Annotated in this window: 17 protein-coding genes and 1 pseudogene; 9 read left to right on the forward strand and 9 right to left on the reverse strand. The window is 62.6% G+C overall.

Translation table 11 applies throughout. The annotated features are described in order from the left end of the window. Positions 1 to 9 precede the first annotated feature (9 nt). Positions 10 to 828, reverse strand: a complete 819-nt coding sequence (locus EHW12_RS14390) for an AraC family transcriptional regulator (protein ID WP_064444568.1) — start codon at positions 826 to 828, stop codon at positions 10 to 12. A gap of 89 nt (positions 829 to 917) precedes the next feature. Between EHW12_RS14390 and EHW12_RS14395 the strand changes: the two genes are divergently transcribed. Then, entirely contained in the window at positions 918 to 1,289 is a 372-nt protein-coding gene (locus EHW12_RS14395; RefSeq protein ID WP_054781205.1) for a cupin domain-containing protein, read from the forward strand. Here the strand turns inward: EHW12_RS14395 and EHW12_RS14400 are convergent. The 4 genes and pseudogenes from EHW12_RS14400 to EHW12_RS14415 form a co-directional block, all read right to left on the reverse strand. Continuing rightward, complete coding sequence (locus tag EHW12_RS14400; RefSeq protein WP_125051041.1) at positions 1,257 to 2,018, reverse strand: HD domain-containing protein; 762 nt, start codon at positions 2,016 to 2,018, stop codon at positions 1,257 to 1,259. The genes EHW12_RS14395 and EHW12_RS14400 overlap by 33 nt on opposite strands. A gap of 209 nt (positions 2,019 to 2,227) precedes the next feature. Further along, positions 2,228 to 2,824, reverse strand: a complete 597-nt coding sequence (locus tag EHW12_RS14405; protein WP_191908673.1) for a CHAP domain-containing protein — start codon at positions 2,822 to 2,824, stop codon at positions 2,228 to 2,230. Positions 2,825 to 2,841: 17 nt separating this feature from the next. Beyond that, positions 2,842 to 4,412 (reverse strand): annotated as a pseudogene (locus EHW12_RS14410) (MDR family MFS transporter). Positions 4,413 to 4,453: 41 nt separating this feature from the next. Next, positions 4,454 to 5,086, reverse strand: coding sequence for a TetR/AcrR family transcriptional regulator (locus EHW12_RS14415; RefSeq protein WP_003944787.1), 633 nt, complete (start codon positions 5,084 to 5,086; stop codon positions 4,454 to 4,456). 113 nt (positions 5,087 to 5,199) lie between these two features. Here EHW12_RS14415 and EHW12_RS14420 point away from each other — a divergent pair, with 113 nt between their 5' ends. The 4 genes from EHW12_RS14420 to EHW12_RS14435 all read left to right on the forward strand — a co-directional run bounded on the left by EHW12_RS14420 (position 5,200) and on the right by EHW12_RS14435 (position 8,580). Next, the gene (locus tag EHW12_RS14420; RefSeq protein WP_003944988.1) at positions 5,200 to 5,544 is read left to right on the forward strand and encodes a zinc ribbon domain-containing protein YjdM; all 345 of its coding nucleotides are present in this window, start codon (positions 5,200 to 5,202) and stop codon (positions 5,542 to 5,544) included. 101 nt (positions 5,545 to 5,645) lie between these two features. Then, positions 5,646 to 6,677 carry an ABC transporter substrate-binding protein gene (locus tag EHW12_RS14425; RefSeq protein ID WP_233272426.1) on the forward strand — a complete coding sequence of 344 codons (1,032 nt, stop codon included), beginning with the start codon at positions 5,646 to 5,648 and terminating at the stop codon, positions 6,675 to 6,677. 51 nt (positions 6,678 to 6,728) lie between these two features. Continuing rightward, a complete protein-coding gene (locus tag EHW12_RS14430) occupies positions 6,729 to 7,148 on the forward strand; it encodes a DUF1622 domain-containing protein (protein WP_007728052.1) in 420 nt (139 codons plus the stop codon). Positions 7,149 to 7,179: 31 nt separating this feature from the next. Further along, positions 7,180 to 8,580 (forward strand): DUF2252 domain-containing protein, encoded by a 1,401-nt coding sequence (locus EHW12_RS14435; RefSeq protein ID WP_007728051.1) that lies wholly within the window; start codon positions 7,180 to 7,182, stop codon positions 8,578 to 8,580. A 4-nt stretch (positions 8,581 to 8,584) separates the two neighbouring features. On the opposite strand, the gene EHW12_RS14440 is transcribed toward EHW12_RS14435, so the two are convergent. The 3 genes from EHW12_RS14440 to EHW12_RS14450 form a co-directional block, all read right to left on the reverse strand. Next, positions 8,585 to 9,301, reverse strand: a complete 717-nt coding sequence (locus tag EHW12_RS14440; protein WP_063316429.1) for a hypothetical protein — start codon at positions 9,299 to 9,301, stop codon at positions 8,585 to 8,587. 2 nt (positions 9,302 to 9,303) lie between these two features. Continuing rightward, entirely contained in the window at positions 9,304 to 9,933 is a 630-nt protein-coding gene (locus tag EHW12_RS14445; protein WP_007728048.1) for a helix-turn-helix domain-containing protein, read from the reverse strand. Between the two features lie 74 nt (positions 9,934 to 10,007). Next, positions 10,008 to 10,931, reverse strand: coding sequence for a neutral zinc metallopeptidase (locus EHW12_RS14450; RefSeq protein ID WP_003945028.1), 924 nt, complete (start codon positions 10,929 to 10,931; stop codon positions 10,008 to 10,010). 163 nt (positions 10,932 to 11,094) lie between these two features. Between EHW12_RS14450 and aspS the strand changes: the two genes are divergently transcribed. From aspS to EHW12_RS14465, 3 genes are all read left to right on the forward strand, one after another. After that, a complete protein-coding gene (aspS, locus tag EHW12_RS14455; RefSeq protein WP_003944808.1) occupies positions 11,095 to 12,903 on the forward strand; it encodes an aspartate--tRNA ligase in 1,809 nt (602 codons plus the stop codon). Positions 12,904 to 12,921: 18 nt separating this feature from the next. After that, positions 12,922 to 13,887, forward strand: a complete 966-nt coding sequence (locus tag EHW12_RS14460) for a DUF389 domain-containing protein (protein ID WP_007728045.1) — start codon at positions 12,922 to 12,924, stop codon at positions 13,885 to 13,887. A 191-nt stretch (positions 13,888 to 14,078) separates the two neighbouring features. Then, a complete protein-coding gene (locus tag EHW12_RS14465; protein WP_042448767.1) occupies positions 14,079 to 15,260 on the forward strand; it encodes a kinase in 1,182 nt (393 codons plus the stop codon). Positions 15,261 to 15,331: 71 nt separating this feature from the next. Here the strand turns inward: EHW12_RS14465 and EHW12_RS14470 are convergent, their stop codons facing one another. Beyond that, on the reverse strand, positions 15,332 to 15,712 hold the full coding sequence (locus EHW12_RS14470; RefSeq protein WP_003944973.1) for a nuclear transport factor 2 family protein: 381 nt from the start codon (positions 15,710 to 15,712) through the stop codon (positions 15,332 to 15,334). A gap of 210 nt (positions 15,713 to 15,922) precedes the next feature. On the opposite strand from EHW12_RS14470, the gene EHW12_RS14475 reads away from it, so the two are divergent. After that, positions 15,923 to 17,248, forward strand: coding sequence for a replication-associated recombination protein A (locus EHW12_RS14475; RefSeq protein ID WP_223304671.1), 1,326 nt, complete (start codon positions 15,923 to 15,925; stop codon positions 17,246 to 17,248). The last annotated feature ends 58 nt before the right edge of the window (positions 17,249 to 17,306 follow it).

Here is a 17,306-nt window from a genome sequence, read left to right on the forward strand (position 1 = left end):
GTGCTGCGACTAGCGCGCTCCACTGGCCACGTTCAGTGAGTATTTGCCGGGCGGCGCCCCGACATGCTTGACGAAGTGCCGCGACAGGTGGGATTGATCGTGGAATCCGACGTCGACGGCCACGTCCGCCAATTCGCGCCCGGCGAGGATTGCGCGTCGCGCCAGATCGATTCGACGTCCCGTCACGTACTTGTGAGGCGGAAGCCCGAAATGCTTCGCGAAGTTCTTGATCAGATACGTGGGCTTCCGCTGCAGGATGTTCGACGCTTCCCGCATCGTGATTCCCGTTGTGAGTCGCGCATCGAGCAGGTCCCGAAGTTGATCGGCAACGCGTTCGTCAACGGTCGGCGTGTGAAGGGATCGACCTGTGGCCGGTGTGAGGATCTCGTTCAATCTTTCAGCGAGGAACCCCAGGCGACTTTCGGCCTCGAGTGATTCGCCGTCCGGGCCGAGTGCAGAGTGCAGTTGATCGATGCGATGGCGCAGCAGAGGGTCTCGAATCTCGGGGCTGTCCACCGCCGGGCCTATGAGGACCTCGCCGAGAACTGACGTGTCGAGGTAGAGGATTCGTTGACGAAATCCGGCCTCGGTGACCGGAACTCCGTCGTGTGCGATGCCTGGCGGCAACAGAGTCACGATCTCTGGTGCTGCGCCATGAGCGCGATGATCGAGGTCGTATGCAATCGTGCCGCGGTCGACGAGCATCAGGGACCACTGATCGTGCGTGTGTTTGGGATAGGCGTGTCCGACGAAATCGGCATGGAAGACCTCGGTGATTCCCGCGAGGCCCGGTGCCCACGCGGTGATCTGTGCGCCGCGGGGATCCATGTCAGAAACGTACAAGACGCAGCTGCCTCGGGTGACGAAGAGTGGCGGGGTCGTCATCGCAGTGGTGGCGCGCCCGAGGGAGGAACAACATGAACAGTTCGGCAACAGCGGTATCGCTCCGCGAGAAGTTCGGTCAGTTCACCGAGCACTGGTCGCCCAAGAAGATTGCGGGCCTCAATGACTACGAGATCAAGATCGTCAAGATCAAAGGTGAATTCGTCTGGCACTCCCACACCGACACCGACGAAATGTTTCTGGTGACAAAGGGGCAGATCCGAATCCAACTGCGCGACGGAGATGTTTCGCTGGGGCCCGGTGAATTGTTCGTTGTACCTCGCGGAGTCGAGCATTGTCCCATCGCCGAAGAGGAAGCGGAGGTGATGTTGATCGAACCCGTGGGCGTGGTGAATACCGGGAACGTCGGAGGATCACGAACCGCGGTGCTCGAGGACTGGACGTAGCTTGCGGCTCTTCCAATCCAGGGGATTGGTTCGGAGCGGCAGTGCCATGCCCGATCTCCAGAGCGTCGCCGCGCGAGAGTGCGGACGGAGCTGGACCTCGCGCCGCATCGACTGCGTGAACTCGTCGGTGAACCCTGTTCGCGGGTACTCCGCGATTGTTGCATCAACAGTTGCTCGCGGAATTTCGGGCGCACGCCGACCGGCAACGTCGAAATGCGCTGCGGCATGCAGTAGATAGGCGTCAGCGCCCGCGCCGCGGTCGACGGTCAGATCCATGTGCAGACGGATCGCTTCGCCGATTCGCTGTAGGGACCCCTCCGAAGTTCCCACTCGGGTCGCGAGTTCTTCTGCGTCTGCGGCACTGATGTAGGTGAAACACCCGTGCTCGGCCGATCCTTCTGCGCCCAGTCCGACATCGTGAAGGGCGCACGCAGTGAAGAGATCTTCGGGGTCGTACTCGATCGCATCGATCTGCGCGAAGGCGTCGGCCCAGATCCAGCAGCGCAGGCTGTGGTTCAAGACCGCGGGGGAGAGGGTTCCTCTGGCGTGATCGAGCGCTTCGCTGCACAGCTTGGTGTCGGGGAGTGGGCGTTTGCGCAGCTCGGGTGTGCGAGTGGGGTAGCGGCCGAGCCGCAGTCGGAGCATCGACTGAGCACTCATGGCCTGCGCAGCAGCCGCGCGGGCCATGAGTTGTATCTGCTCGAGAGTGGTGAGCTCACCAGGGCGCATCGAATTCCTGTTCTGGGTGGGGGACAGCTGGATACGAATCTAGTTGGCAGGGAAACTTCTTCACAGATGTCTAATATCTGTCAATGACGGAAACACCGAATTATCCGAATATTGGTTGATAGCAAGTCCCATCCAACGGCAACCCCGAATCTGTAGCCTCACCTCTGCACATCGCAAGAACCATCAAGCAACGACGGTGGGGCTCGGGCTCAGATGACGCCGAACCCGACGATCCCCGGGACTTCCGACGGGACGATGCGATGGAGCATGACCTTGTTGTTCTCGTTGCCGCCGACGGTCGTCAGAGTGCCGCCGTCGTTGACCAGAACGACGTTGACGTGTTGGCCGAAGGGGCTCGAGTCGCCGTACAGGATCGTGTCGCCGACCTTGGGTTGGTAGTCCCGACCGTAGGGGACAAACGCGTCGACGGACTCGTAATACTCCTGCAGCGTGTACACCCCGGGGATGCGCCACGACCCTGAGTTGGGGTTCGAGAACGGCGTGCCGATCTGGTTCATCGACCAGCTCACGAAATCGGCACACCACGATTCTTCGACACCCTCGGCGTATTTGGTGCCGGGACTCCCTGACTCCCACTCCTGCTCGAGGACGCCCAGTAGCGCACTCTGCTGAGCGCTGAGAATGCTGTGGTCGACGGCCGGGAACGAATCGAGATTCTCGCCGGCAAGAGCGTCGTCGCCGCGCGCGAACCACCACAGTGCGCCGGCGACAACTACGACCACCACAACGCCGAATACGCCCAGAACAGCGAGAGTGCGTCTGGGCGTATTCGGTGCGTGCGACATCACGCCACGATAGTCAATTACTCGAGCGGGGGCGCCGAGCGATCGATCGTCGTCGCGAGGGGCTTCTCCTTGACGAAGAGCAACAGGACAACCGCCGCGATGACCAAGGGACGAGGTACAGGAAGATCGGCGCCAGCGCGTCGTTGTATGCACCGACGATGATCTCGCGAACCTGGCTCGGCAACTTCCAGAGGATTCCCGGGGTCAAGGAGTTCTCGTCACCACCGACCGCGCCGCCATTCGCCGGGAGTCGCTCGGCCAGGAGATTGGTCAGACGCGAGGCGAACAGGCTGCCCACGATCGCGCTGCCCAACGACGCACCGATCTGGCGGAAGAAGTTGTTCGACGCGGTGGCCGTTCCCACTTCGGCCGCGGGGAAGGTGTTCTGCACGATCAAGATCAAGATCTGCATGACGAGGCCGAGTCCGATGCCCATGAGTGCGATGTAGCAACCGAAGACCAGCAGTGAGGTCGACGGCGTCAGACGTGAGAGCAGGACCAGAGCAACAGCGACGATGGATGTTCCGACGATGGGGAAGATCTTGTAGCGGCCGGTCTTGCTGACCAGCTGGCCGGACCCGATGGAGGCGACGAGCAGGCCCGCCATCATGGGAATCATCATCAATCCAGCTTCGGTGGCGTTCTTGCCGGTCACCATTTGGATGTAGGTCGGCAGGTAGGCGAGCGCACCGAACATGGCGATTCCGATGATCAGGCCGGCGACGGTGGTCAACACGAAGTTGCGCTGAGCGAACAGGTGCATCGGAATCACCGGTTCGTCGGCACGCTTTTCGACGAAGACAAAAGCCACTGCCGTCACGACGCAGCCGACGATCAACCCGATGATGACGGCCGATCCCCAGGCGTAGGTGTTTCCGCCCCAGGTCGTGAACAGGATCAGACACGTCGCTGCCGTCGCGACGAGAACCATGCCCAGATAGTCGATGCGAGGCTTGCCGAGGTTCGGCTTCCGCAGGTGCAGAAATGCCATCGCGCTCGCGATGGCGAGTAGGCCTAGGGGGATGTTGATCCAGAAGGCCCAACGCCAACCGATGCCCTCGGTGAACCAGCCGCCGAGTAGGGGACCGGCAACCGAAGCCAGTGCGAACACCCCGCCCATCGCACCCATGTACCGGCCGCGTTGCCTGGCGGGGACGACGTCGGCGATGATCGCCTGGGACAGCAGGATCAATCCGCCGCCGCCGAGTCCCTGCACGGCTCGACCAGCGATGAGTGTGGTCATGTCGTGGGACAGACCGCCGATCACCGAACCGACGATGAAAATGCTGATGGCGCCGATGAAGAGGCCCTTGCGGCCGATCAGGTCACCGAGTTTTCCGTACACCGGCATCATGACGGTCGAGGCGAGGATGTATGCCGTCGTCACCCAGACCATGTGGTTGACGCCGTTCAATTCGCCCACGATGGTGGGCAACGCGGTACTGAAGATCATCTGGTCGAGCGAGGCCAGAAGCATCGTGATCATCAGCCCGACAAAAACGAGGATGATCGACCGTTTGTCCGGCGAGGCCTCGGTGTCGGTATGCGTGCCGTCGGGCTCGACGGTCGCAGATTCTCGAGTGGACATGTAGTTCCTTAGTTGAGTGACGGCGGGTGCGAGAGTGTGGATCAGCTCTCGGACCTCAGTATTCGAGCCATCAGGAGTAGTGCCGGATCGAGCAAATCTGTTCTGGGGCTTGCCCGTTCACTGTTCTGCCATTTTCGGAAGACGTAACGCATCGCGGCGCCTGCGGTGATGACCGTTGCTGTGGCTTCGTCGGCAGCGGCTGTGTCCGAGTGCAGGCGGCGATACTCGGTTCTGTTCGACAACTCCCGCGTGAGGATCCGGGTGAGCGTGTCTTCAAGATCGTGGAAGGTGGCCAGATGTTGTTGCAACAGCGTGGGATGACGCTCGAACAATTCGCGTCGATGCGCGAGCAGATCGGGTCGCTCGTCGACGATTTGCATCGCCGCCTCGAATACCGCGAGGGCGCCGCGCAGCGGATCGTCCGGGTGCTCGCCGATGAGCGTGAGCATGGTCGTCTCACTTGGCACGACGAGCATGAGCCCACCGATCGCTGCGTCCTTGGTGGGGAAGTAGTTGAAGAACGTGCGGGTCGACAGATTGCAGGCTTCGCAGATTTTCTCGACGGTCACTTCGTCATAGCCCAGGTCGAGAACGAGTTCGACGGCGGTGTGCTCGATCAGCTGCCTCGTCGCAATTCGTTTTCGTTCGCGCAATCCGAGAGTTTCGGTTCCCATTTCATCCATAATTGCACAGAGTGCAAAGTTTCATCGAATGCAATATTTCGCCCAAGAATGCCTCATGAAACGCAAAAATGGGGATCGGGTGCCTGGTGGATAGGATGAACCGCGTGGAAGACACCTTGCCCCCTTGCCCTGAATGCGCCGGCGAATACACCTACGAGATGGGCGCGTTGATGGTCTGCCCGTCCTGCGCGCACGAGTGGGCGCCGACCGATAGTGCCGGCGAGGACCTGGGTGTGGTGAAGGATGCCGTAGGCAACATTCTTGCGGACGGCGACACGGTGACGGTCGTCAAGACGCTCAAGGTGAAGGGCAGTCCGACCGGCATCAAGTCAGGTACGAAAGTTCGCAACATCCGCCTTGTTCAGGGTGTTGGTGACCACGACATCGACTGCAAGGTCGACGGCATCGGACCGATGCAATTGAAGTCGAGCGTCGTCAAGAAGGTGTGACCGGACAGCGATAGTTGTCGGCTCGAAATCCTGTTCAGTTTCGACGGTTCGATAGCCACAATCGAGGTGATTCTCGACCGCTCGAACGAATGGACCGAACTGTGCCGAACTCGATCTGCCTGGCGCCCGCACTCGATAACACCGCACTCGATACAGAGGAGCAGTGGAAACGCATCGTCGATGCGCTGACGCGCAGGGGTTTCCTCGGCGCCGGGCTCGGTGCCGCGGCCGCGACCTTGCTGGCAGCGTGCAGCAGTGACGAAAATGGCTTGGAGTCAGGCGGTCTCGTCACGGTGCAGGACGAGACGGGCAGTGTCGAGATCCCTTCGGATCCGCAACGAATGGTCATCGCCCATGTCAGCGCCATGGCGACGGTGCTCGACCTCGGTGTGCCGCCGGAGAAGATCGTCGGCGGCTTCTTCGGTCTCGAGGGTGTGAGCGGTGACGCGGTGTTGCGCACGATGCCGGAGGCTGCGAACATCCCGAACCTCGGCACGGCGGGAACGTGGAACAAGGAAGCAATCATCGGCGTGTCGCCGGATCTGATCGTCATGCTCCTGACGGCCGGAAATGCTTATGCGGCAAAGTCCTACGACGAACTCTCCGCGACCGGTGTTCCAGTATTCGCCGGCTTCAACGGGTACCTCACGTGGGCCGAGATGAAGAAGTTGGTCACCTCGATGGGCGTCGCGGTCCGACGCGAAGACGCTGCTGCGGAATTGAACGCGAGAACGGAAGAGCGCCTCCTCACAATCAAGGATCGACTCTCCGCCCTCGGTTCGTTGCCGTCGGTGACCCTCCTCCGCACCGGCGAGAACGGTGTCGTCTACAACCAGGTCGACGCTCTTCTCGACGCCCTCGGTTTCCCCGGCGAACGAGCTACATCGGAGGAGTTCACGCGCACACTCACAGCGGAGCAACTCGATCAGGTGACCAGCGACGTGATCATCGTGGGCGCATTCCAGGACCAGCAGGACGTCCGCGCGCAGTTGGCAATGAACCCGCTCTGGGAGCGTCTTCCCGCTGTCCGCTCGGGGAACGTCCATTACGTCGACGACAGCCTATGGGGCTCGGGCTATTCTCCCCGCGCGACCGAGCTGCGACTCGACGACATCGAGCGGATCTTCAGCTGACGCCGTCGTGTCACCTCGACTTATCGGTGCATTACCTCGAGAATCATGACCATGGACAAAATCAGGTTCTTCGAGCTGGTCACCGAATGGTTCGAGGTACTCGGTGTTGTCGCCATGGTTCTCGGGTTCGTGTTCGCATTCGTGATCGCGGGGCGCGCATGGAGTCGAACGCGGGACGGTAGTTCGGCGTTTCGTACTCTGCGCGAGACCATGGGCGCGGTCATCCTTCTCGGCCTCGAGATCCTTGTCGCCGCTGATCTGGTGAAGACGGTGACGTCGTCGCCGTCGCTGACAGACGCCGCAGTTCTGGGCATGATCGTTCTTATTAGGACCGTGCTGAGCCTGTCGATTCAGATTGAGATCGACGGGGTACTTCCGTGGCGCAAGGCGTTGGTGTCAAGTCCGGAACTCCTGGTACGCGCAGCGCGCGGATCAGGAGGCCGCACGACGCCCGACGCGTCGAGTTCGTAGCGATAGCCGTTGCGAGTGAAAGGTCGGGCAGATGACAGCAGTGCGTACCGAGCATCTCACGGTCGACGAAAGGCGGGCGCGCGGGCGCCAGGCGCGTAGAGATACGCCATTGGCCGCGCTCGCGGATCTGGCAGAGAGTGACCGTGATCCGATATCACTGCTCGAATTGCAGGCGAAGTCGCGGGTGCAGGACCTGGTGCCCATCCGATACGGGCGGATGTCGGCATCGCGGTTCTCGTTCTTCCGCGGCGCTGCTCTGGTGATGGCCGACGATTTGTCACGCAGTCCGGATTCGGGTCTTGCCAGCCAACTCTGCGGCGACGCGCACCTGAGCAACTTCGGTATCTATGCGACGCCCGAGCGAAAGCTCGCGTTCGACATCAACGACTTCGACGAAACGTACCCGGGACCGTTCGAATGGGACGTCAAGCGTCTGGCCGCAAGTTTGGTGATCGCCGCAAAGGACAACGGATTTTCGGGCAAGGAGCGAAAGAAGATCGTTCGCGGATGCGCGGCCGAGTATCGGGAAACCATGATCACCCAGGCAGGATTGGGAAATCTTGCAGTCTGGTACTCGCACATCGCACCCGAGGACGGGCTCGAGGCTCTCCAGATCGACCTGAAGAAGCGCATGCTTGCTCGCACACAAGCGACGCTGGACAAGGCTCGTCGCCGCGACAGTGTGCAGGCGGCAGGCAAGTTCACCGAAATCGTCGACGGCCGGCGGCAATTCATCAGTGATCCGCCGCTGATCGTGCCCGCAAACGAGTTGTTCGCAGGGACCGATCTCACGCAGATCGAGGAGTTGCTACGTCAGCGCGTTCGGTCGTATCGGAGCACGCTGCAGTGGGACCGTCGGGTGTTGCTCGAAAGCTTCGAGATGACGCACATTGCGCGGAAGGTTGTCGGTGTCGGGAGCGTCGGAACACGCGCATGGATGATCCTCATGAAAGGAGTCGACGACGACGATCCGTTGATCCTGCAGGTCAAGGAAGCGCAACCCTCGGTATTGTCCGGCTACGTCGATGGTCCGACCTTCAAGAACGAAGGGGAACGCGTCGTCAACGGGCAACGCTTGATGCAAGCGACAAGCGACATCTTTCTCGGCTGGGAACGAGGGCCGGGGCTCGACGAGGGTGAGCACGATTTCTACATTCGTCAACTGCGTGACGGTAAAGGGTCGGCAGTCATCGAAGAGATGGTGCCGCAGGGGCTGGAACTCTACGGGCGCCTGTGCGCCAGGGTCCTTGCCTACGCACACGCTCGCTCGTCCGATCGGATAGCGATCGCCGAATATCTCGGTGACGGAACCGAATTCGATTTCGCGATCGGGGAGTTCGCGGCTGCCTACGCCAAGCGTAATGCTCGCGATCACGCCGCTCTGCTGACCGCGATCGACGACGGTCGCGTGTCAGCAGAGCGGGGAGTGTGACGACTCAGGCGAACGCGCCGTCGAGCCAGCCCTGCCACGCTGCCGTTGCTGATCCACCGTCAGCACCCTCTGCGAAGAGGTGATGGGCCGCGTCGACGGTGCCGCCGAAAGCATTTCGGCCGTAGAACCGCAGCAATGCGTCCTGGGTGCGCAAGCCGATGAACCAGTCGTTGATGTAGTCGACAATCGCGTCGACGGTTCCGATTCCGGGGACTTCCACCGACGCGGAGTCACCGACAGCGGCGCCCGAGGTGATTCCGAGGGCGCTGCGAAGCGTTCCCATCGCTTGCGGCGCGGACGAGGATTCCGGGCCTTCAGCCGAGACATAGGTGGTGGGCCTGCCGGCGAAGTACCGCACATACTGGCCGAGACTGTGCAGGTAGAAGTCCGTGTGCTTGCTCGCACCGTCGTACTGGTTGTCCCAGTCATCGGCAAACACTCCGGCGTGGACGTAGCGGACAACGGCGGTGCTCTCGTCGCGGGCCTCGACGACGTATTCAAGGTTGTTGAACCAGCCGTCGGGGCCTTGCATGTGGATGGCGAGTTCGCGGGGTGGCTCCCACGTGGCGATGATCGGGCTGTCCGGGCGGCTGCCGTCGGCGGGGATCTCGAGAGGGGAGGGGAACATCCAGCCGGCCGTTTCGGCCGAGATGGCGGCCCAGATCTGCTCGGGGGTTCCTGGGACGACCACCTCGCGGCGGATTTCGAATTTCTCGGACATTGCTACTTCTCCGTTTCGGGCGCGTCGATCGCTTGGGTTGTGATGGTTTGGGGTGTGGTGAGGCTGGGATGCAGGGCGACAACGAGGCGGTGTTTGCGTCCGCCTTCGGAATTGCCGTCGTGATACTTGGCGACGAGTGAGTTGATCGACTCGCCGAGTTCGCCGGCGAAGGCGGCACGGTCGGCCGCCGTGGCAAAGGTGATGTCGCTGTCGATGGCAAAGGACGCCAACGGTTTTCCGGCTGCAGTTGCTCCGGCGATCAGTTCGCCGACCTCTCGGACGATCCGCGCTGCGAGACTGACGAGCCAGCGCGCCGAGAGTTGATCGGGGAACCGGCCCGGGTCCGGGGCGAGCGCCGACATGGCGGCAGGGGATATGACGTACGACGCGGCACTGGCCTGCATGATTCGCTCGGTCATGTTGCCTCGCTTGCGTTCCTCGACGAGCTCGACAAGTCCGTGGTCTTCGAGAGTGCGCAGGTGGTAGTTCACCTTCTGGCGTGTCAGCCCGATCCGGGGCGCCAGCGAGGATGCCGATCCCGGCACCGCCAATTCGGCCAGAATCCGTTGCCGAATCGGATCGAGCGACGCCTCGGCAGCTCCGGGGCGATCGATGACTGCTACGTCCAACATGAGAAAACCATCCCACCGACAACTAAATCTGTCAAGACAGAAAAAATTGTCGGTGGGATGGTTTCGGAGATTCGCTATCGCTTGAGGTCGGGCGGGTTGTTCAGATCCCGCGCCGAGTACGTGTCACACGACGAAATCTGGCCGGTCTGGTATCCGGTCATGAACCACGCCTGACGCTGTGCGGAGGAGCCGTGTGTCCAACCTTCAGGGTTGACCCGACCGGTCGTGGACTTTTGGATACGGTCGTCGCCCACCGACGAGGCGGCGGACAACGCGTCGCGAATGTCGTCTTTTGACAAGGGCTTCAGGAACGGTTGACCGGTCGCCTGATCGGGAATCGTGTCCGCAAAATGTGCCCAGACGCCTGCGTAGCAATCGGCCTGGAGTTCGGTGCGAACCGCACCCGACTGCTCACCCTGCGGGTCGGCCTGCGCGCGGCCGATGTCGCCGAGCTGATTCTGGATGTGATGTCCGAACTCGTGCGCGACCACGTACTCCTGTGCGAGCGGTCCGGCGCTGGAACCGAAACGGTCGACGAGTAGTTGGAAGAAACTCGTGTCGAAGTACGCAGTCTGGTCGGCCGGGCAGTAGAACGGACCGACGTCACTAGACGCCTGGCCGCAACCGGTGTTGACCGAACCGCTGAACAGAATGACTTCGGGTCGCACGTACGCCGTGCCGGTCTGCTTGACCAACTGCTGTTCCCAAACGTCGTCGAGGCTTCCGACGGTCAGTGTGACGCGGCAGTTCACATCGGCGTTTGCCTGAGCGCCGGTGCACTCGTCGACCGACGACAGTCCGGTCGACGAACTCGAAGTCTCGGTAGACGTACCCAGGAGTGAGCCGGGGTCACCGCCGAACAACAGCGCCAGGATCAGAACGATAATGCCGCCCGCGCCACCGCCGATCGCGATTTTGCCGCCGCGGCCACCGCCACCCCCGCCGCCTTGAACCTGAACGCGTCCCGCTTCGCCGCGGGCCCCCTCGTTGAAGGTCATCTATGTCCGCTTTCTGCTGTCGTGAACAAGTGCTTGCCGTCACTTCTGGAGATAGCTTCGCATGCGATGCGGGTCCGCGTTTCCGCTCTGTGCAGTTCGCTCCGTAGGATCGCAGGCAAAGTAGTCGGTCGTCGGTTATTGGAAGTAGTTCGAAAGGAATCCCGTGCTGCGCACACATCTCGCCGGTTCATTGCGACCCGAGCAGGCAGAGCAGACCGTAACGCTCACCGGTTGGGTAGCCAGGCGTCGTGATCACGGCGGAGTGATCTTCATCGATCTCCGTGATGCATCCGGAGTTGCGCAGGTAGTTTTCCGGGCAGGTGACGTGGCCGAGCAGGCGCACCGTCTGCGCGCGGAATACTGCGTTCGCGTGACCGGAACGGTCGAGGTTCGCCCAGAGGGCAACCAGAACTTCGAGATCCCCACCGGAGCGATCGAGGTCAACGCCACAGAACTCGAGGTTCTCAACGAAAGCGCACCGCTGCCGTTCCAGCTCGACGATCAGGTCGGCGAAGAAGCGCGCCTCAAGTACCGTTACCTCGACCTGCGTCGTGAAGGCCCCGGCTCCGCAATTCGCTTGCGCTCCAAGGTAAGTGCTGCAGCGCGCGGCGTTCTCGCGCATCACGAGTTCGTCGAGGTCGAGACTCCGACGCTCACGCGCTCGACGCCCGAGGGTGCCCGTGACTTCCTGGTGCCGTCGCGCCTTCAGCCCGGTAGCTTCTACGCACTGCCGCAGAGCCCGCAGCTGTTCAAGCAGCTCCTCATGGTCGGCGGCATCGAGCGCTACTACCAGATCGCACGTTGCTACCGCGACGAGGATTTCCGCGCCGATCGCCAGCCCGAGTTCACTCAGCTCGACATCGAGATGGCTTTCGTCAACCAGGACGACATCATCCTGCTCGCCGAGGAAATCCTGACGGCGCTCTGGAAGCTCGTCGGCCACGAGATCAAGACGCCGATCGACCGCATGACCTACACCGAGGCAATGCGTCGTTACGGCAGCGACAAGCCGGACCTGCGTTTCGACATCGAACTCGTCGAGTGCATGGACTTCTTCAAGGACACGACGTTCCGCGTGTTCCAGGCGGAGTACGTCGGCGCCGTCGTGATGCCCGGCGGTGCAAGCCAGCCGCGCAAGCAACTCGACGCCTGGCAGGAATGGGCCAAGCAGCGTGGGGCCAAGGGTCTGGCGTACGTGTTGGTCGGTGAAGACGGCACTCTCGGTGGACCTGTTGCCAAGAACCTGACCGACGCCGAGCGTGAGGGCCTGGCCGCCCACGTCGGAGCTCAGCCGGGAGACTGCGTCTTCTTCGCAGCTGGTGCAACGAAGCCGATGCGCGCCCTCCTCGGCGCTGCCCGTGGTGAGATCGCCCGCAAGAAGGACCTCATCGATCCTGACGCGTGGGCGTTCGTGTGGATCGTCGACGCTCCGATGTTCGAGCCGACCGCCGACGCCACTGCATCCGGTGACGTCGCTCTCGGCCACTCCGCGTGGACCGCCGTGCACCACGCGTTCACGTCGCCGAAGCCGGAGTTCTTCGACACGTTCGACACCGATCCGGATTCCGCTCTCGCCTACGCGTACGACATCGTCTGCAACGGCAACGAGATCGGCGGCGGCAGTATTCGTATCCACCGCAAGGACATTCAGGAACGAGTGTTCAAGGTGATGGGTATCTCCGAGGAAGAGGCGCAGGAGCAGTTCGGCTTCCTCCTCGACGCCTTCGCCTTCGGTGCGCCGCCGCACGGCGGAATCGCATTCGGCTGGGACCGCATCACCGCGCTCCTCGCCGGCATGGATTCCATCCGTGAGGTCATCGCGTTCCCGAAGTCCGGCGGCGGCGTCGACCCGCTGACGGATGCTCCGGCACCGATCTCGGCTCAGCAGCGCAAGGAATCGGGTATCGACGCGAAGCCCGAGAAGAAGTCAGAGGACAAGAAGTCCGAAGGCGACACCGGCGAAGCCAAGTAGAGCCGACACCGGATCGCCATGCTGCATTTGCGGGTGATCTGCCCGACCGAGCGCACCGAGCAAGTTCTCGGTGCGCTCGCGTCGCAGCGGGGCGCGACACACATCGTCGTGATGCGCGACGTCGCGGTTCATCCTGCCGGCGACATGGTGGAGGCCGACGTCGCCCGTGAGGCGGCAAACGACGTCGTCGATGCCCTGAACGAACTCGGCGTCGCCGAGGACGGCGGAATGACGCTCGTACCGGTCGAGACGGTGTTGTCGGCGGCGGCGCGCAAAGCCGAGCGTGACGTGCCTGGTGATCCCGCGGATTCCGTCGTGTGGGAGGAATTGCTGTCCCGCACTCGCGAAGAGTCGACTCTCAACGGATTGTTCGTCGCGTTCCTGACCATTGCGTGTCTGCTGGCCGCGATCGGCGTCGTGACCGACTCTCAGATCACGATCGTCGGCGCCATGGTCGTCGGTCCGGAGTTCGGTCCGCTGGCTGCTTTGGCAGTCGCACTCGTACGGCGGGATCGACGGTTGCGTCGGCGTTCGATTCTCGCGCTTGCCGTCGGATTCCCCATCGCGATGGGCGTGACGCTTGCCGCAACGTTCGTAGTGAAGTTCTTCGGATGGATGGACGTCGTCAGTCTCGAGTCACTCCACGAGGTCGATTTCGTATACAAGGTCGGGCCCATTTCGTTTGTCGTCGCGCTTCTTGCCGGTGCGGCTGGGATGCTGGCACTCGTCTCGTCGAAGTCCGCTGCCTTGGTCGGGGTGTTCATCTCTGTCACCACGGTTCCTGCCGCCGGTTTCGCGGTGGTTGCGGCAGCAAACGGAGAATGGCGGATCGCCGGGTTGTCGTCTCTGCAACTGGCTGTCAACCTGCTCGGGATCGTCACTGCCTGCGTGCTTGTTCTCTGGCTCAGAACCCGGGCCGACGAGGAATTCGAAGCAGCGTTGAAAGGCATTTCTCGATTTGTCGACGAGGACAAGACTCCATGACGTCGCAGGTTCGGAGTTCTGCTCACCGACAGCAAAATTCTCGAGAGAACTGTGTGCCGGTGTGGCGATTGGGGACTTTTGTCATCGCCGCAGGTAGTCGGCAATTTCTGTTGCTGTGAGGCCTTGAATTCTCCGCTGCGAGCGGACGAGCTGGGCATGATCGGAGTCACTAACGGGTAAGTTGGTCGGTGATGACCGCATTACTGGCAGACCCCGTTTCCGAAGTCGTCGCAGCTGCTGAGCAGTTGCTGACACGCCGCACAGGGGCACCCGTAACCCTGGTGGATCCCGTAGATCTCGGGGGGAGTGGCCGCACCGTCGTGCTGCGCGTTCGTGTCGCCGAGAACCCGTTCTCCCTGCCCCGAACTTTGGTGATCAAGCAGGTCCGCGACAACTTCCAGGGAGCTACCAAAACAGCGATTGCGCTCCCGGCCGCGTCCGAAGGTGACTTCGACGTCGAGACCGCATTCCTTCGTGAAGCGGTGTCGTATCAGTTCGCCAACGCGCTTGCCAAGGACGCACGCCCCGGCGCCGAACTGTTGGCGTCCGACCTCGATGCTCGCCTCCTGATCCTGAGTGATCTCGGCGACGCCACCGCAATCAGCGTCCGACTCGAAGACTCCGACCCGGACACCGTCACTTACACGTTGATGGCCATGGCTCAGGCAATGGGACGCATGCACGCCGCGACCGTCGGCCGGGAGGACGACTTCACCGCACTGCTGCGTCGAGCCGAGGTTGCCCATTGCTCCGATGAAGTTGCGGATCAGGTGGGACGTGCCGTGGCCGGTGTTCCCGCGATGCTGGTGGAAAGTCTCGGCATCGATGTGAGTTCGGACATTCTCGAGCAGGTTCAGCATGCGCAGACACTGTTCAGCGGTGGCCGGTTCCGTGCCTTCAGTCCGTCGGACCTGTGCCCCGACAACATCATCGTCAACGACGACGGCGTGCAGTTCCTCGACTACGAGTGGGGTGGCTACCGCGATGCCCTCCTCGACATCACCTACGCGTTGGTGTCTTTCCCCGGTTGCCTGTGCAACATCGACCTGACCGAAGAGCGGGCGTCGGCGATGGTCGATGCCTGGCGGGCCGAGGTCGTGGGGATGTGGCCCGCCCTGGCCGACGAGGCCGAATTGGGGCGCCGGATCGTCGAGGCCCAACTCATCTGGGTCTGGCTCAGTACCTATCTGTACCTGCCCGAGGATCATTCGCGTATCGCCGCCGTCCGCGAACATTATCTCTCGATTCCACGCGCCGACGCACTGGTCGGACGCTGGGCCAGGCTCGCACGCTCGGCTCAGCTCGCCGGCAACGACGCCGTCGAGGCACACGCCCGCGACGTCGTGGCGGCGCTGCGGACCGAGTTCAGCTGAGGCCCTGACCGATCACACACAGAAGGGCGCCCGTGCACGAAGCACGAGCGCCCTTTCTCGGTCGAGTCCGCTCAGTTGTCGGAGACCAGATCGTTCTCGGACAGGTCCGTCGCCGCGAGCGCCGTCGCCAGATCGGGATGCCGGAACGTCGAAGTCACCTGGTCGGCCACGACTCGGAAAGCAGAGGCCAGGGTCGCGGACTTGTCCGGTTCGGCCGCCCACGTTGCGGTCTGTTCGACGACGACCACGCCGTGGTGGACGTACATCTTTCCGGGGACGAGCGTGATGCCGGCGTTGGTGGCCCACTCGCGCAGGGCAGCGAGTCCCTGGCTCGCGCCCTTGGGGCCGCCTACCTCGATGTCGTCACTCGACAACTGCAGCAGAGTGTCGACGTCTTGGGAGTTGAGTGCATCGTGCCACGCGAGGACGGTGGCGATCTCGGAGGTGCTCATGGCGACAACGCTATCCAATGCGGATTCACGACTGGGTGAGGGCTGGCGGAACAGCGGATTGTGTCGGGCGTCGGTGGTCTCTAGTAGCGTCGATTCGTGAGCGATTGGCAAGCGGAAGACAGTGCGGGGGCGAAAGACGGCGTGGTGGCGGAAGACGGCCTGTTCGAGGCAACTCCGGAGGAAGCCGCGATCGTCGACGAACCAGATGTCGTGTCTGTAGCCGAGCGCGCCCTGTCCTCGGTGCCGCCCGGAGCTCCTCTGGCTGTCCGCATGCGTCCGCTCACTCTTGGTGAAGTTGTCGGTCAACAGCACTTACTCGGGCCCGGCGCGCCACTCCGCAGAATGGTCGAGGGGTCCGGCGCCGCATCGGTACTCCTGTACGGACCTCCCGGCACCGGCAAGACCACGCTCGCATCGTTGATCTCGGGTGCTACCGGCCGCCGGTTCGAGGCTCTGTCGGCTCTGTCCGCCGGAGTCAAAGAAGTCCGCGGTGTCATCGAACTCGCGCGCCGCCGCCTGCTGAACGGCGAACAAACCGTCTTGTTCATCGACGAGGTTCATCGCTTCTCCAAGACCCAGCAGGACGCCTTGCTCGCCGCGGTCGAGAACCGCATCGTGCTCTTGGTCGGCGCGACCACCGAGAACCCGTCGTTCTCGGTCGTCTCCGCTCTGTTGTCGCGCTCGTTGGTCCTGCAACTGCAATCGCTCACCGCTGCGGATGTCCAGGAACTGCTCGAGCGCGCTGTCGCCGACGAACGCGGGTTCGGCGGAGCGATCACGATCGACGACGACGCGATGGAACACCTCGTTCGTCTGGCGGCCGGCGACGCCCGCCGAGCCCTGACGGCACTCGAGGCTGCCGCCGGAGCTGCACTGGACACCGCAGGTGACGCTTCGGGCCCGGTGGTGCTCGACCTCGCGACCGTCGAGGCCAGTGTCGACAAGGCCGCGGTTCGGTACGACCGTGCCGGAGATCAGCACTACGACGTCATCAGTGCATTCATCAAGAGCATTCGTGGATCAGACGTCGACGCCGCCCTGCACTACCTCGCACGGATGCTGACCGCGGGCGAAGACCCTCGCTTCATCGCACGGCGTCTGGTGGTTCACGCCAGCGAAGACATCGGCATGGCTGATCCGATGGCGCTGCAGACTGCCACCGCCGCGGCGCAGGCAGTGCAGCTGATCGGTATGCCGGAGGCTCGTCTGGCGCTGGCACAGGCCACCATTCATCTGGCGACGGCTCCCAAATCGGGTGCGGTCATCGCCGCACTCGGCGCGGCCATGGCCGACGTGGCCGCCGGAAAATCCGGACTGGTACCGCCGCACCTGCGTGACGGGCACTACAAGGGTGCCGAGCAATTGGGCAACGCAGTCGGATACAAGTACCCGCACGACACACGTGATGGTGTTCTGCGGCAACAGTATCCACCGGACGATCTGGTGGGTGTCGACTATTACCAGCCCACCGCGCACGGCAACGAGCGGGAGATCGCCGATCGGGTGAGCAAACTTCGCCGAATAGTTCGTGGCTGACGCCTGCCAGGTTCCACCGGCCGACGCGTTAGTCTGGACACCCATAGCTCGACGCTCT

Origin of the sequence: Rhodococcus sp. NJ-530, from assembly GCF_003860625.1 — a bacterium.
Classification (GTDB): Bacteria; Actinomycetota; Actinomycetes; order Mycobacteriales; family Mycobacteriaceae; genus Rhodococcus_F; species Rhodococcus_F qingshengii.

Coding starts and splice junctions, on each gene's coding strand:
- EHW12_RS14390 (WP_064444568.1), bottom strand. CDS start 828: ATGGATCCCCGCGGCGCACAGATCACCGCGTGGGCACCGGGCCTCGCG.
- EHW12_RS14395 (WP_054781205.1), top strand. CDS start 918: ATGAACAGTTCGGCAACAGCGGTATCGCTCCGCGAGAAGTTCGGTCAG.
- EHW12_RS14400 (WP_125051041.1), bottom strand. CDS start 2,018: ATGCGCCCTGGTGAGCTCACCACTCTCGAGCAGATACAACTCATGGCC.
- EHW12_RS14405 (WP_191908673.1), bottom strand. CDS start 2,824: ATGTCGCACGCACCGAATACGCCCAGACGCACTCTCGCTGTTCTGGGC.
- EHW12_RS14415 (WP_003944787.1), bottom strand. CDS start 5,086: ATGGGAACCGAAACTCTCGGATTGCGCGAACGAAAACGAATTGCGACG.
- EHW12_RS14430 (WP_007728052.1), top strand. CDS start 6,729: ATGGACAAAATCAGGTTCTTCGAGCTGGTCACCGAATGGTTCGAGGTA.
- EHW12_RS14435 (WP_007728051.1), top strand. CDS start 7,180: ATGACAGCAGTGCGTACCGAGCATCTCACGGTCGACGAAAGGCGGGCG.
- EHW12_RS14440 (WP_063316429.1), bottom strand. CDS start 9,301: ATGTCCGAGAAATTCGAAATCCGCCGCGAGGTGGTCGTCCCAGGAACC.
- EHW12_RS14445 (WP_007728048.1), bottom strand. CDS start 9,933: ATGTTGGACGTAGCAGTCATCGATCGCCCCGGAGCTGCCGAGGCGTCG.
- EHW12_RS14450 (WP_003945028.1), bottom strand. CDS start 10,931: ATGACCTTCAACGAGGGGGCCCGCGGCGAAGCGGGACGCGTTCAGGTT.
- EHW12_RS14460 (WP_007728045.1), top strand. CDS start 12,922: ATGCTGCATTTGCGGGTGATCTGCCCGACCGAGCGCACCGAGCAAGTT.
- EHW12_RS14465 (WP_042448767.1), top strand. CDS start 14,079: ATGACCGCATTACTGGCAGACCCCGTTTCCGAAGTCGTCGCAGCTGCT.
- EHW12_RS14470 (WP_003944973.1), bottom strand. CDS start 15,712: ATGAGCACCTCCGAGATCGCCACCGTCCTCGCGTGGCACGATGCACTC.